Genomic DNA, 13,693 nt, shown 5'->3' with positions numbered 1-13,693 from the left:
CCGAAGGACCTGCCTGCGCCATGCCCCCTCAGCCGCCCATATCGATCCTGATGTACCACCAGATCGGCCCGTATCCGCGCCCTGAGGCGCATCGGGCCCTGTTCTGCCACATCGATCGCTTCCGCGCGCAGCTGAAGTACCTGAAATGGGCAGGCTTCGACGTCATCAACCTGACCGAAGCGCGCCAGCGCCTGTTCGAAGGCAAGCCCTACCAGCGCAAGTCCGTGGTCATCACCGTCGATGACGGCTACGACGACTTCCGCGAGCACGCGTGGCCAGCCTTGCAAAAGGAAGGCCTGCCCGCCACGGTCTACCTCGTCAGCTCGCTCTTGGGCAAAGACACCGCCTGGTTGCCCGACTGGCCCGTCAAGCCCAAGCTCATGGACGCCACCGCGGTGAAACAACTGCGCCGTGAAGGCTGCGACTTCGGTTCGCACGCGGCCACACACCCCCGCTTGTCGCACCTGGACGAGACCCGCCAACGCGCCGAGATCTTCGACTCCAAGAAGACCCTGGAAGACCTGCTGGGCGAGGAAGTCCCCGACTTCTGCTACCCCTACGGCGACTACTCCCTGCGCGCCCGCGACCTGGTGCAGGAAGCCGGCTACCGCACCGCCACCACCTGCATCCGCGGGGCCGGCAACCTCTCCGACAACCCCTTTGAGCTGACCCGCAAGGCCATCTCTTACGGCGACAACCTGGTCGGGTTTGCGTGGAAGCTGCACATGAAGCACGAACGCAAAGGGCAAGGCCCTCAACCCGACAGGGCTTGACACGCATGCGCATCGTTCACGTCTTGCACAGCCACGGCTATGGTGGTGCCGAAAACCACGCCTTGGTGCTGATGAGGGGCCAACGCGCCGCGGGTCACGACGTGATGTACGCCGGCCCCTTGGATTCCTGGCTCGGACGTGCCTGCCAGGAGCAAGGCATCCCCTGCCAGCACCTGCGCATGTCCGGCCTGTTTGACCTGGCCTCGCATTTCACCTTGCGCCGCCTGGTCAGACGCTGGCGGGCTGACATCGTCCACGGCCATTTGGTGCGCGGCGCACAGTACGCCGGCTTGGCGGGTCACCAGCACAAAGCCCCCGTAGCGGTGTGCACAGCACACGCCACCACCGCGCACAAACACATGGACCGCTGTGCCCATGTCATTGCGGTGTCGCGTGCAGTGCAGAACAACCTGCTCAAACACGGACATGCCGCCGAACGCACCTCCGTCATCTACAACGGCATGCCCGAGGGACCGCAGGGAGAGCACGCCGCGCTGCGCGCCGAACTCGGCATCCCCGAGGAGCAGTTCGCGGTCGTCAACGTGGGCCGCTTCATCCGCGACAAAGGCCAAGACCTGCTGGTGCAGGCCTGCTCCCACCTGTCGGATCCCCGCGTGCACCTCTACCTCATCGGCGACCCCGCCACGGCATTCGGCCAGGAGGTTCAAGCGCTGCCCCAGAACCGCGAGCGCATCCACTACCTGGGTTACCGCAACGACGTGCAACGGATCCTTCCGGCCTTCGACGCCTATGCCTTGTCGTCGCGCCGCGAGGCGCTGGGCCTGTCCGTGATCGAGGCCTTCGCGGCCAGCCTGCCCGTCATCGCTACCGCGGTGGGTGGTGTTCCCGAGATCGTCGTGGCCGACCAAACCGGCTGGCTGGTGCCACCCGAGGACCCCGCCGCACTGGCCGACGCCATCACACGCCTGACCCAGGCCGCCGAGACCGCCAGCCAACTGGCTCGTGCGGGCCGTGCCTTCTACCTCGAACACCTCACCGACACCAGCATGGTCGAACAAACCCTGGCCGTCTACCAGCGCTGCCTGGCAGCCACGCACCCATGAGCGCTCCACGCACCGCTTTGTCAGCGCCCCGCCGCATCCTGATCGTGCGCCTGTCCGCCCTGGGCGACATCGTCATGGCTTCCGGCCTGCTCCCGGCGCTCCACACGCTCTACCCGGAGGCCGAGGTGTCCTGGGTCTGCGAGGCGGGCTGTGCCCCGCTGCTGCGCCACAACCCCCACCTCAAGCAGGTCATCATCTGGCCGCGTGGCGACTGGGAAGCCCTGCTCAAGGCCAAACACTACATGGCGCTGTGGCGCGCCGTCCGCGCCTTCCGGACCCGCCTGCGCGCCGAGCAGTTCGACCTGGTGCTGGACGGTCAAGGCCTGCTCAAGAGCGGCCTGATCGCCTGGTTGACCGGAGCCCCACGTCGCGTGAGCATCATCGCCCGCGAAGGCAGCCACCGCCTGGTCCACGAGGTCGTCACCCCGCCCCCCGGGGCCGATCCAGTCATGGGCTCGGAGTACCGCTACCTGGCGCACTACCTCGGCGCCCCCCAGGGCTCGTTCGTGCACGATCTGGCCGTGGGCGCCGAGCCTCGCCAACGTGCACGTGAGGCGCTGCAGAAATCCCTGCAATCGGCCTGGGGTGACACCGCCGCCTCGCGCCCGCTGGTGGTGCTGGCGCCCTTCACCACCCGCCCCCAAAAGCACTGGGTCGAATCCAACTGGTCGGATCTGGCTCGGGCATTGCTCTCGCGCGGGCTGCAACCAGTCGTGCTCGGCGGCCCCACAGACCAAGAGGCAGCCTCCCGCATCTGTGCCGGTCAACCTCATTGCCTGAACCTCGCTGGCAAGCTGAAACTGGACGAAAGCGTGGCCCTGATCGCCGACGCCCAATTGCTGATCGGCGTCGACACTGGCCTGACCCATATGGGTTCAGCCCTGCGCATCCCGACCGTGGTGCTGTTCGGCTCGACCCGCCCCTACCGGGAAGGCCCCACTCAGCTCACCCGCATCCTCTACGACGCACTGCCCTGCTCGCCCTGCCGTCGGCGCCCCACCTGCAACGGCGCTTTCACCTGCATGAAGCAACTCACCACCGAGCGGGTCCTTGATGCCGCGCTCGGTCAACTGGAACTCACACGATGAAGGTCCTGCACGTCGAAGCCGGCATGCACCTCTATGGGGGCGCACTCCAGGTCGTGTTCCTGCTGCGCGGCCTGAAAGAGCGCGGCGTCGACTGTGTCCTCGCCTGCCCGGATGGCAGCGCCATCGCACGGGAAGCCGCGCCGCACGTGCGGGTGGTCACCCTGCCCATGAAGGGGGACCTGGACGTGGGCCTGCTCGGCCGACTGCGCCGCCTGATCCGCGAGGTACGCCCAGACGTCGTCCACCTGCACAGCCGTCGTGGCAGTGACATCTGGGGCGCCTTGGCTGGCCGTCTGGAAGGCGTACCCGTGGTGCTGAGCCGCCGCGTCGACAACCCTGAAGCACGCTGGGTCGTGAACCTGAAGTACCGCCTGTACGACGAGGTGGTCACCATCTCGGACGGCATTCGTCAGGTCCTGCTCTCCGAAGGTGTGCCCGCCCCAAAATTGCACTGCGTGCTCAGCGCGGTTGACACCCAACAGTACCAGCCCAATCGCCAGCATCTCGACTGGTTCCGCGACACCTTCCAGATCGCGCCGGACGAGCTGGTCATCGGCATGGTGGCCCAGTTCATCAATCGCAAGGGCCATCAGACCTTGCTGGACGCCCTGCCCGCCGTGTTCGCGCAGCATCCGCGCACCAAGGTCATCCTGTTTGGCCAGGGGCCTATCCGGGATGAGATCCAGGCCCGTATACAGGCCTCGCCGGAGCTGGCGGCACGGGTACAACTGCCGGGCTTCCGTCGCGACCTCGACCAGATCCTGCCCTGCCTGGACATCCTCGCCCACCCGGCTTTCATGGAAGGTCTGGGCGTCTCGCTGCTGCAAGCGGCGGCCTGCGGCGTGCCGCTGGTTGGCGGCCGTGCCGGCGGCATCCCGGAGATCGTCCAACCCGGCCTGAATGGCGAGCTGATCGAACCTGGCGACGCGGCCGCGCTGTCCAGCGCCTTGAACACCCTGCTGGCCTCAGCCGATCTGCGTCAGCGCTATGGCACGGCAGGGCGTCAATGGGTGGAAGAACACTTCTCGATCACGGCCATGGTGCAGGGCAACCTGGCCGTGTACGAGCAGGCCTGCCGCCCTCGCTAAGTCCGCCGCCTCTGCCGCTGCACCAGCTTCAAGCCGGCAGCAGCGCATCCACGCAGCTGCGCAGATCCGCGTAAGCCGCGTCGGCCCCCGCCAAGTCGTCCGTAGACTCGTCGTTGTCAGACTGCACGATGTAGGCCTTGCCCACGCCGGCGGCCCGCGCCGCCTGGATGTCCGACGGCTTGTCGCCCACCATGATCGAATCGGCCAGCGACAAGCCCAACTCCTGGGCAGCTTGCAAGATCATGCCGGGCTCGGGCTTGCGGCAATCGCAGTCCACCGCCAGCTCAGGCACCTTGCCCTTGGGGTGATGCGGACAGTGATAGACCCCGGCCACCTCGGCCCCGGCCTCAGCCAGCGCCTGACGCATCTGTGCCGTGAGCGCCTGGTATTGCGCCTCGGTGTACATACCGCGCGCCAGACCCGACTGGTTGGTCACCACGACCAGGGTGTAGCCCGCCTCGCGCAGGCGACGCATCGCGTCCACCGCGCCGGGCACAAACTCGAATTCATCCCAGCGGTGCACATAAGCGCGGTCCAAATTGATCACGCCATCGCGGTCCAGGAAGGCGGCCTTGCGGCCAGCCGATTTCCCCGCACGGATGCGCTTGACCAGCGAGGTCGTCGAATAGCCATCGACAAAGGAAATGGCCACGGCATCCCCGCCCCAACTGCGGACCACGCGGGTCTCTTCCAGGGCTTCCATGTCGTAATCGCCGCCCTTGACGTACAGGTCAGGCCGCACTTCCTTGATCAGCTCGACCGGCGTGCGTTCATTGAAGAAAGTCACCAGCGACACCGACGCCAGGCCCGCCAGCACCGCTGCGCGATCTTCGGCCTTGTTCAGCGGCCGATCCGGCCCTTTGCCCAGCATGCGCGCCGAGGCATCGGAATTCACCGCCACCACCAGCGAGCCGCCCAGGGCGCGCGCCTCGTGCAGGTAGTTCACATGCCCGCGGTGCAGCACATCAAACACGCCGTTGGTGAACACCACCGGCTTTGGCAAAGCCGCCACGCGCTGCGCAGCCTCATCCGGCGCACACACTTTGTCCCACAGACCGCTCACGCGAACAGCTCCTCGTAGCTCACGGTCGCCGTGCCGAACTTGGCCACCACCAGACCGCCTGCGCGGTTCGCTTGTCCCATGGCGTTTTCCAGGCTCAACCCGCACGCCAACATCAAGGCCAGCGTGGCAATCACGGTGTCACCAGCTCCCGTCACATCCGCCACCTCACGGGCCTGTGCCTGGACATTCGACACCCTGCCCTCCTCAAACAGTGACATGCCCTCCTCAGAGCGCGTCAGCAACAGTGCCTTCAAGCCCAGACGGGTGCGCAGCGCCTCGGCCTTGCGCTGCAGATCCGCTTCGTCCTGCCACGCCCCAACCACCTGCTGCAACTCTGCACGGTTGGGCGTGATGATGGTCGCCCCGGCATAGCGATCGTAGTCACTGCCCTTCGGGTCGACCAAGACCATCTTGCCGGCCGCACGGGCCATCTCGATCATGCGGGGAATGTGCGCCAAGCCGCCTTTGCCATAATCTGAAAACAGCACCAGGTCGTGCTGTTGCACCTCTCGCTCAAAGTCGCCCAGCATCTGCGCCAAGACCTCATGGTCCGGCTCACGCTCAAAGTCCACGCGCAGCATTTGTTGAGAGCGACCGATCACCCGCAGTTTGACAATGGTCTGCATGCGTGGATCCTGACCCAGCACCGCGCGCACACCCACGCCCTCAAGCAAGGCGCTCAACCGCGTTGCCGGTTCATCTTGTCCCACCACGCTGAGCAGCGTCACCTGCGCCCCCAAGGTCTTGACGTTGAGCGCCACGTTGGCGGCCCCACCCACGCGCTCCTGCTCGCTGGACACCCTGACCACCGGCACCGGCGCCTCGGGCGAAATGCGATCGACGATCCCAAACCAGTACCGGTCCAGCATCACGTCGCCCACAACCAGGATGCGACGCGCAGCGACCACGCTCCGCTCAGGAATGACTCCGATACTCATTGTTTGAATTTCTTTCAGAATGAAACAAGTCAGCGCATCAGGCCAAACCCAAGTGCTCTTCAATCAGCCCGCAAAGCGTGTGGCCGATCAAAATATGCGACTCCTGAACGCGTGCGGTGCTTTGACTGGGGACCACAATGGATACATCGCACAAGGCCTTCAAAGCGCCGCCGTCACGACCTAGAAAACCAATCACCGACACGCCAAGGACGCGGGCCTCTTCAACGGCCCGGATCACATTCCGTGAATTGCCTGAGGTAGAGATGGCGACAAGCACATCGCCTGAACGGCCCAAGGCCGCCACCTGACGCGCAAAAACTTCGTCAAAGGCGTAGTCGTTACCGATACACGTCAGCGCAGAGGAGTCGGTCGACAGCGCCACAGCGGCCAGAGGCCGACGATCCTTGATGAAACGGCCAGTCAATTCGGCGGCCAGATGCTGGCTGTCGGCCGCCGACCCCCCATTCCCGCAGAACATCAGCTTGCCACCAGCCTTCAAGGCACTGGCAGCGGCCTCCCCGGCGGCGCGCACGGCGTCGGACAGTTCATGCAATGAACTCATCACGACCAGATGATCGGCCAGGTTACGTTGAAAAAGGTCAGACATGGAGAACGCGACAAGCAACTCGATCCGATATTGTCACGCCAAACACCACACCTTGCTCTGGAAAGCGCCGGGTTGCCATCCAGCTCCAACGCGCCCCGCAGCCTAAGCGAGGCAAAATGCTGGTTTTCCAAACGTTGACGCCCTCATGCCTCCCCATCCAGACACCCGGCCGCGCACAGTGCTCCTGCTGCAGTTCACCGGTATTGGTGATCTTGTCTGGCACATTCATTACTTCAAGATGATTGCCGAGCGCAGCCACAATGGCCAAGTCACCATCGTGGCCCAGCCCTCGACGCTGACTCGGGCCTTCATCGGCAAAGAAGCATGGGTTGAAAAGATCATCGATCATGATCACCGTCCACGCCGAGGTGAGAAGCGCAAGGGTCAGCATGCAGGGCTCGCCGGCATGCGACGCATGGCGCGTCAACTTCAAGAAAGTAGCTTTGACCGCATCATCTTGTTCTCGGGCCGCAGCAGCCGAGGATTGATTGCCTGGCTCAGCGGTATTCCAACGCGAATGGGCTTCGGCTACCGCCGCCTGCAGCGTCTGTTCCTGAACCAAGGGCCCTACATTGCGGCGCACCAAGGTCCCTCGGTTGCCGCGTTTCATGAAGCCAGCGCCTTCATGGTTGCCCACGGGTTCTGCCCAGCCCCCGTCGTACCTCGCATCGAGCCGCCTGCGGAACTGGTGGCACAGATGCAAACCCGCTTGGCAGGGCTGCCACGCCCGCTGTACGCGTTTGCCATTGGCACCAGTGAAACCCACAAACAATGGGGCGCCGCCAACTTTGCAGAGCTTGCTCGGCGCATCATCGAAAGCCAAACGGGCAGCGTGCTGCTATTGGGAGGGCCTGCAGAAGCCCAGTTGGCGCAAGACATTGCGGCCCTCTTGCCCGGCCCCACTCGATCCGGATTGGTCATCGTCACGGATGCTCCCCCACTCGGCAGTGCCGCCGCTTTGCGCTTGGCCGACGCCTGCGTTGGGAACGACACCGGCATGACCAACGTGGCAGCCGCCGTCAGCACGCCCACCTTTGCGCTCATCGGCGCGCGTCCGCCCCTCGATCACGACCCTCTGTACATGCACAACGTATGCGCAGCACGACTTTCCGACATCACCGTCGATCAAGTCATGACACTGCTGCGCAACGTTGCGCACAAAACCGCACCCCAACCCTGAGTACGACATGGAACTCAAAGAGACCGGCCAGAAAATCGTTGCCTACGGGAAGCCGCATTGGAAGATGTTCGCGGGCGCATTCCTGTTCTTCACCATGGGCGCCGCGGTGGAGCCCATCATTCCCGCACTGTTCAAGAAGCTCATCGACTCCGGGTTCAAAGAAGGACTGGACTACCCGCTCTGGATAGTCCCCATCGTCGTCATCGGACTGTTTGCCGTCCGCGGATTTTTGAACTTCGCCGGCAACTATGTGATGACCTCGGCGGTGTCCAGTGTCGTCCTGAGCCTCAGGCGTGACCTGATGCGTGCGCTCCTGACTGCGGATGCCAAGCTGTTCAGCACGATCAGCCCAGGTTTGGCCGTCACCAAAATCATCAACGATCCCCAGGTGTCGTCCCAGGTCATCGGTAACTCGATGATCTCCGTCATCAAGGACGCCATGTCGCTGACCTTCCTGATCGGCTACCTGCTCTACCTCAACTGGCAACTCACGCTGCTGGCCTTCATCAGCATGCCGTTGCTGGCCATCTCCATCAAGCTGGTGCAAAAGCGGCTGAACAAGGTCGGGCAGGCCTCGTATGAATCACAGCAACGCCTCGTCAACACGGTCGATGACAACGCACGCGCCTGGCGCGTCGTGCGCACCTTCGACGCCGCGGAGTTCGAGCTGAACCGCTTCGACAAGGAGGCCCACACCCTGCGGCGCATGGTTCTCAAGACCATGGCCACCAGCTCCCTCATCACCCCCATGACGCAGGTTGTAGCGGCCATTGGTGTCTCCGTCATCATCACCCTGGCCATCTACCAAGCCAGCCAGGGCTCAACCACGGTGGGGGAATTCGTCTCATTCATCACCGCGCTGCTGATGACCATCTCACCAATGCGCCACCTCACCGACGTCTACCAACCTGTCACGGGTGCCCTCATCACCGCGCGCGGCGCCTTCGAACTCATCAATGCACCGCCTGAACCCGACCACGGCACCCAGGACATGCCCGAATGCAAAGGCGAAATCGAATTCCAGGACGTCACGGTGCAGTACGAAGGGGCCCCCACGCCTGCGCTGAACCACTTCAACCTGCACATCCAACCTGGCCAGACCGTCGCATTGGTGGGCTCATCGGGGGCCGGCAAGACCACTGTTGTCAACACACTGCTGCGCTTTGCCCACACCTCAGGCGGCCAGATCCTGCTCGACCATACCCCCACTGAGGACCTGAAGCTGGCCAGCTTGCGCAAGCACTTCGCCGTCGTCTCGCAAGACATCATCCTGTTTGATGGCAGCGTGGCGCAAAACGTCGCCTACGCCAGCCCCCACGGCATTGACCGAGACAAAGTCGAACAATGCCTGCGTGCAGCCAACCTCTGGAACCACGTCTCCACCATGGCTGAAGGCATGGACACTGGCATCGGCACCAACGGCAGCATGCTGTCCGGCGGGCAACGCCAGCGTCTGGCCATTGCACGAGCCCTTTACCGCAACGCTGCCATCTGGATTTTTGACGAAGCCACGTCCGCGCTCGACTCCGAATCCGAAGCCGTCGTACAGCGCTCCATTGAAGATCTGCGGCATGAAAAAACCCTGATCCTCATCGCCCACCGACTCAGCACCATTCGCAACGCGGACGTCATCTGCGTGATGTCAGAGGGCCGAATTATTGAGCAAGGCACCCACGCCGAACTGATGGCCGTCAACGGCCAGTATGCTGGGATGGTTCGCATTCAGTCTGCCGCCTAACGTCCCCCACACCACCAGTGTTCGGACGTCATGCGCTGACCCACAACCCGTCTGCGTTAAAGCCGAAGCCATGTCAGGAATCACGCGGTGCGGCATTAACACGCAAGGATCCGAACTCGCCATCTACGCCATGCGCTGCTCAATGATACGCAGACTTAACAAGTTTCAACACCTCTGGTCACCCACAACAAAAATATGACACCACTGATCAGCATGAAGCGTACACAAACCAAGAAAAACATCGGCATCAGCTTTGGTGAAATCAAGCACTTCAATGACGGAATTGGAGAGTTTTCACGCCAATTTGGCTTGACGCTTGCGGCACGTGCTCCAGAGTTGAAAAAGCAGGGCGTACACCTGCACTACCACTTGCCCAAAACCCATCACGGACTGTTCGGCACAGAGGTCGAATACCTGCACGCCCGGTCACGCCAACGCCACATCCAGATTCGGCCTATCCGGTTCGACATCTGGCACAGCTTGAATCAGCACATTCGGCTCAAGGCCCCCATTGGCACACGCACTCAGATCCTGACGCTGCACGATCTGAACCTGTTCTACTTCATGACCGGCGCCGAGAAAGAACGTGCTCTCAAACGCCAACTGAAGAATCTGAGACGTGCCGACACCATCGTCACAATCAGCGACTATGTCAAACAGGACCTTAACAACCGACTTGGATGGTCAGGTCCGGTGCATCGCATCTACAACGGTGTGCGCTCGCTGCTCGACCTCCACCAGGAGGCCCTGCCTGAGTTGGTGGGGCAACCATTCTTCTTCCACCTGAGCCGCATGGCGTCCAGCAAGAATGTGGAGGCTCTGGCCCGTCTTGCCAAGGCGTGGCCCGAAAAAAGGTTCGTGTTTGCGGGGGCCGAATCGGATGACTCCAAGAACTTCGCAAAACGCCTGCAAGCCGACAACATCACCAACGCCTCATGCTACTTTGACATCTCTGACGCACAAAAAGCCTGGCTGTATCAGCACTGTGAGGCCTTCCTGCTGCCGTCTTTGACCGAAGGGTTTGGACTACCCACCATTGAGGCAATGTATTTTGGCAAGCCTGTCTTTCTGTCCGACCGCACCTGCATGCCCGAGATTGGTGGAGACAAAGCTTACTACTGGCACAGTTTCGAGCCCCATGACATGCAGACAGTCATCGAAGCAGGGCTCCGCCAATTTCACAGCAATGCCTCGCAGCCTCGCTTGGTCCAACAACACGCCGCTCAGTTCAGTTGGTCACACTGCATTGACCAATACGTCGAGTTGTATCTGAGTCGGCTCTGATTGCCTCGCCTCACACTCTGTCAACAGCGCTGCCTGACCTCCTGTGATCTACTTCGACATCACCGACATCATTGCTTACGCGCAAGCACACCAGCACGTGTCGGGCATCCAGCGCGTCCAGATCCGCGTCCTGCAGGAGATCCACCGGGTGCACGGCAACCGGAACGTCCGTTGCGGATACCACGATGCAGTCACAGATCGTTACCACGCGGCGTGCATCAACGACCTGTTCCCGAAAGCCGACGAAGCGTTGCACGCCATCCTGAAACGCGTAGAGCAGATCCGAGGCGCCTGGCCGCTCAGCAGAGTCGTTGTCAGGCGCCAACTCACGGCGCACCAACACCACAAAATTCGACGAAGCCTTCTCAAGACCAAGATGCACGCTGCGGCCCTCCTGCGCATGCTCGCCGAACCTGGAAAGATGAGAGATCGCGCTCGTGTGGTTCACCAACTCCACCCGCAAGACACCCTGGTGTTTCTAGGCGCTAGCCAGCTCAGCCCCGAGTTGTTGCGTCTCGTCATGCAGCATCGCGGGCAAGGCGGACGCGTGATTCAGATGATGCACGACCTGATCCCGCACTTCGCGCCCCACTTCTTCCCTCCCGATCACCAAGCGTCATACGAGCGTTTCCTTCAGGATGCACTGAACTACACCACCGACTTCATCTGCGTCTCTCACGCCACCGAGCGAGACCTGCGTACGCTGCCCCACCACCCCGACGCGCAGATCATCACCATTGCGCTCGCCCATGAATTTGCAGGATTTCAACGCGGACAACGTGGCATCACCACGCACCACCCCCAGGTGCTCCGCGCCACGCAACACTCACCATACGTCCTGTGCGTGGGCACCCTCGAGATCCGAAAGAACGGCGCGCAGCTTCTGGAGGCATGGCAACGCATGCTTCAAGCCCCTGCACCGAACCAACCTCTCACGCCACACCTGATCTTTGCGGGCAAATCTGGATGGCAGACCGAAGCCTTCTTTCGCACCCTGAACGCACACCCCGGTTTGGCTCAACACGTCAGCCTGCTGACGGACTGTACCGACCAAGACCTGGCCTATCTGTACGAGCACTGCCTGTACACCATCTACCCCAGCCTTTACGAAGGTTGGGGGTTGCCCGTGGGGGAGTCAGCGTGGTTCAACCGCCTCTGCATCGCCTCCAACCGCAGCGCCATTCCAGAGGTCTGTGGCGATCTCATGGTGTATTTCGAGCCAGATGACGTGAATGACCTGATTGCGAAGGCCCTTTTACCTCTCCACAATCCTGAATTTTTGGCGCGCAAGGAAGCCGCAATCCAGCAAGCCCCACTGCGAACCTGGCAGCAGGTTGCCAAAGACATCTGCCAGTTTGTGAACCTCGTCGCCTGATCGACAGCCGCGCCCCCATTACCGCCCCTCGAACCATGCAACCGCTTCTGCTTCTCTACTCAGAAACCAATGCCGACAACATCTCCAGTCGAATTGGCAAGTCTGAATACAGTTATTACTTTGTCTTGAAGTGGTTTGCGCCTGCCCTGGCCGCCCTCGGCGAGATCAAGATCATCCATGACCCCTTGACCGAAGCCGACCTCGCATATGACCTCGCTGCCCAGCAAGGTCGCCCATGCGTGCTGTTCTCCTTTGCGCCCCCCCATTGCACCCTCATGCCGCAGCGCTGCCCCACCGTGCCACTGGTGGCCTGGGAGTTTGATCGCATCCCTGACTACAGCTGGGACGGCCAACCAGAAACCGACTGGCGCTACAACCTCACGCGCGCCGGGTGCGCCATCACCCACTCGAAATTCGCGCGACAGGCTATCCTCAACGCCATGGGTGAAGACTTTCCCGTCTGGTCCATTCCCGCGCCAGTGTGGGACCGCTTCCACGCCAGAGGCCTGCAGTATCACGGAGAGCAGGGTCGCACCCCGGCTAAGGGCATGAACCTGCACGTCAAAGGCATGCTGTACAACTCTGCAGACCACATCCCGAGTGACCTCGACGAAGGTCTGCGCCAGTCTCGTCTCGACATGGAGCGCCCCGCCCCCATGCAAATGACCAAATGGCAACGGCGTGCTGCGCGCTGGCAGAAACGCCTCCACAAAGTCACGCGCTTGTTCAAGCACGACGAAGCGGCCCACACCGCCACCATCCAAGCGCCTCCCCCACCACTGCAACACCTGCATGCGCAAGGGGTGGTGTACGCCTCTATCCTGAATCCATCTGACGCGCGCAAAAATTGGTGCGACATCGTCACCGGGTTTGTCATGGCCTTCCAGGACGTCGAAGATGCCGTCCTGGTGCTCAAGCTCAACGAACTCGACAGCACCAACACCTTCATCCACATGACCTTCATGCTCAAGAAGTTCATGTGGATGAAATGCAAGATCTACATCTTCAACGGGTATCTGGAAGACCACGACTACGACCAGTTTCTCGACGGCATTGATTACGTCGTCAACTTCTCGACGGGCGAAGGCCAGTGCCTGCCTTTGATGGAGCTGATGTCCATGGGCGTTCCGGCCATCTCTCCGGACCACACCTCCATGGCCGACTACATCACCCCCGACAACGCCTACATCCTGCCCAGCTTCAAAACACTCTCGAGTTGGCCTCACGACAGCCGGCTGGCATTCAGCACCTTGAGTTGTCAAGTCAGTTGGGAGGCTCTGCGCAACGCCTACGCCCAGTCCTACCAGCGCGCGAAGCAGCAACCATCCGCCTACCAGGCCATGTCACGCGCCGCCATGCAGCACCTCGAAACGCACTGCTCCTTGAAGGTCGCCATCACCGCTCTGCAACAAGTGATCGCCGTGCCCGTAGTCAAGCCGCCCAGCCTTGAACAGACTTCGTGTCATCACACGTGAATCGTCCATGCATCAAAATG

At 62.1% G+C, this 13,693-nt stretch carries 12 protein-coding genes and 2 pseudogenes; 9 read left to right on the top strand and 5 right to left on the bottom strand.

The genetic code is table 11. The annotated features are described in order from the left end of the window. The first annotated feature begins 20 nt into the window (after positions 1-20). The 4 genes from AC3WW4_RS05100 to AC3WW4_RS05085 are packed head-to-tail and all read left to right on the top strand — an operon-like array spanning position 21 to position 4,013. Positions 21-773: a polysaccharide deacetylase family protein gene (locus tag AC3WW4_RS05100; protein WP_488827304.1), complete on the top strand. Its 753-nt coding sequence runs from the start codon at positions 21-23 to the stop codon at positions 771-773. A gap of 5 nt (positions 774-778) precedes the next feature. After that, positions 779-1,837 carry a glycosyltransferase gene (locus tag AC3WW4_RS05095; RefSeq protein ID WP_488827303.1) on the top strand — a complete coding sequence of 353 codons (1,059 nt, stop codon included), beginning with the start codon at positions 779-781 and terminating at the stop codon, positions 1,835-1,837. After that, complete coding sequence (waaC, locus tag AC3WW4_RS05090; RefSeq protein ID WP_488827302.1) at positions 1,834-2,925, top strand: lipopolysaccharide heptosyltransferase I; 1,092 nt, start codon at positions 1,834-1,836, stop codon at positions 2,923-2,925. The genes AC3WW4_RS05095 and waaC overlap by 4 nt, the downstream gene beginning before the upstream one ends. Then, the gene (locus AC3WW4_RS05085) at positions 2,922-4,013 is read left to right on the top strand and encodes a glycosyltransferase family 4 protein (protein WP_488827301.1); all 1,092 of its coding nucleotides are present in this window, start codon (positions 2,922-2,924) and stop codon (positions 4,011-4,013) included. The genes waaC and AC3WW4_RS05085 overlap by 4 nt, the downstream gene beginning before the upstream one ends. 28 nt (positions 4,014-4,041) lie before the next feature. On the opposite strand, the pseudogene gmhB reads toward AC3WW4_RS05085, so the two are convergent. The 5 genes and pseudogenes from gmhB to AC3WW4_RS05060 form a co-directional block, all read right to left on the bottom strand. Further along, positions 4,042-4,578 (bottom strand): annotated as a pseudogene (gmhB, locus tag AC3WW4_RS05080) (D-glycero-beta-D-manno-heptose 1,7-bisphosphate 7-phosphatase); the annotation flags it as partial. A gap of 27 nt (positions 4,579-4,605) precedes the next feature. Beyond that, a pseudogene (gene rfaE2 / locus AC3WW4_RS05075) lies at positions 4,606-5,067 on the bottom strand (D-glycero-beta-D-manno-heptose 1-phosphate adenylyltransferase); the annotation flags it as partial. 5 nt (positions 5,068-5,072) lie between these two features. Further along, positions 5,073-6,014 (bottom strand): D-glycero-beta-D-manno-heptose-7-phosphate kinase, encoded by a 942-nt coding sequence (gene rfaE1, locus AC3WW4_RS05070; protein ID WP_488827300.1) that lies wholly within the window; start codon positions 6,012-6,014, stop codon positions 5,073-5,075. Positions 6,015-6,051: 37 nt separating this feature from the next. Beyond that, complete coding sequence (locus tag AC3WW4_RS05065; protein WP_488827299.1) at positions 6,052-6,621, bottom strand: D-sedoheptulose-7-phosphate isomerase; 570 nt, start codon at positions 6,619-6,621, stop codon at positions 6,052-6,054. After that, on the bottom strand, positions 6,614-7,012 hold the full coding sequence (locus tag AC3WW4_RS05060) for a hypothetical protein (protein ID WP_488827298.1): 399 nt from the start codon (positions 7,010-7,012) through the stop codon (positions 6,614-6,616). Before AC3WW4_RS05060 ends, AC3WW4_RS05065 begins: the two co-directional genes overlap by 8 nt. Before the next feature lie 24 nt (positions 7,013-7,036). On the opposite strand from AC3WW4_RS05060, the gene AC3WW4_RS05055 reads away from it, so the two are divergent. The 5 genes from AC3WW4_RS05055 to AC3WW4_RS05035 all read left to right on the top strand — a co-directional run bounded on the left by AC3WW4_RS05055 (position 7,037) and on the right by AC3WW4_RS05035 (position 13,673). Beyond that, positions 7,037-7,801, top strand: a complete 765-nt coding sequence (locus AC3WW4_RS05055) for a glycosyltransferase family 9 protein (RefSeq protein WP_488827297.1) — start codon at positions 7,037-7,039, stop codon at positions 7,799-7,801. Between the two features lie 7 nt (positions 7,802-7,808). Further along, positions 7,809-9,539: a lipid A export permease/ATP-binding protein MsbA gene (gene msbA, locus AC3WW4_RS05050; RefSeq protein ID WP_488827296.1), complete on the top strand. Its 1,731-nt coding sequence runs from the start codon at positions 7,809-7,811 to the stop codon at positions 9,537-9,539. A gap of 213 nt (positions 9,540-9,752) precedes the next feature. Then, positions 9,753-10,823, top strand: a complete 1,071-nt coding sequence (locus AC3WW4_RS05045) for a glycosyltransferase family 4 protein (protein WP_488827295.1) — start codon at positions 9,753-9,755, stop codon at positions 10,821-10,823. 43 nt (positions 10,824-10,866) lie between these two features. Continuing rightward, the gene (locus tag AC3WW4_RS05040; protein WP_488827294.1) at positions 10,867-12,198 is read left to right on the top strand and encodes a glycosyltransferase family 4 protein; all 1,332 of its coding nucleotides are present in this window, start codon (positions 10,867-10,869) and stop codon (positions 12,196-12,198) included. A 35-nt stretch (positions 12,199-12,233) separates the two neighbouring features. Next, positions 12,234-13,673 (top strand): glycosyltransferase, encoded by a 1,440-nt coding sequence (locus tag AC3WW4_RS05035; protein WP_488827293.1) that lies wholly within the window; start codon positions 12,234-12,236, stop codon positions 13,671-13,673. The last annotated feature ends 20 nt before the right edge of the window (positions 13,674-13,693 follow it).

This window comes from Aquabacterium sp. TM01, from assembly GCF_057808345.1.
Note: the sequence above shows the minus strand (reverse complement) of the source record. Positions and strands in the feature narration are given on the sequence as shown.

Coding starts and splice junctions, on each gene's coding strand:
- AC3WW4_RS05100 (WP_488827304.1), top strand. CDS start 21: ATGCCCCCTCAGCCGCCCATATCGATCCTGATGTACCACCAGATCGGC.
- AC3WW4_RS05095 (WP_488827303.1), top strand. CDS start 779: ATGCGCATCGTTCACGTCTTGCACAGCCACGGCTATGGTGGTGCCGAA.
- waaC (WP_488827302.1), top strand. CDS start 1,834: ATGAGCGCTCCACGCACCGCTTTGTCAGCGCCCCGCCGCATCCTGATC.
- AC3WW4_RS05085 (WP_488827301.1), top strand. CDS start 2,922: ATGAAGGTCCTGCACGTCGAAGCCGGCATGCACCTCTATGGGGGCGCA.
- rfaE1 (WP_488827300.1), bottom strand. CDS start 6,014: ATGAGTATCGGAGTCATTCCTGAGCGGAGCGTGGTCGCTGCGCGTCGC.
- AC3WW4_RS05065 (WP_488827299.1), bottom strand. CDS start 6,621: ATGTCTGACCTTTTTCAACGTAACCTGGCCGATCATCTGGTCGTGATG.
- AC3WW4_RS05060 (WP_488827298.1), bottom strand. CDS start 7,012: ATGCTGACCCTTGCGCTTCTCACCTCGGCGTGGACGGTGATCATGATC.
- AC3WW4_RS05055 (WP_488827297.1), top strand. CDS start 7,037: ATGGCGCGTCAACTTCAAGAAAGTAGCTTTGACCGCATCATCTTGTTC.
- msbA (WP_488827296.1), top strand. CDS start 7,809: ATGGAACTCAAAGAGACCGGCCAGAAAATCGTTGCCTACGGGAAGCCG.
- AC3WW4_RS05045 (WP_488827295.1), top strand. CDS start 9,753: ATGAAGCGTACACAAACCAAGAAAAACATCGGCATCAGCTTTGGTGAA.
- AC3WW4_RS05035 (WP_488827293.1), top strand. CDS start 12,234: ATGCAACCGCTTCTGCTTCTCTACTCAGAAACCAATGCCGACAACATC.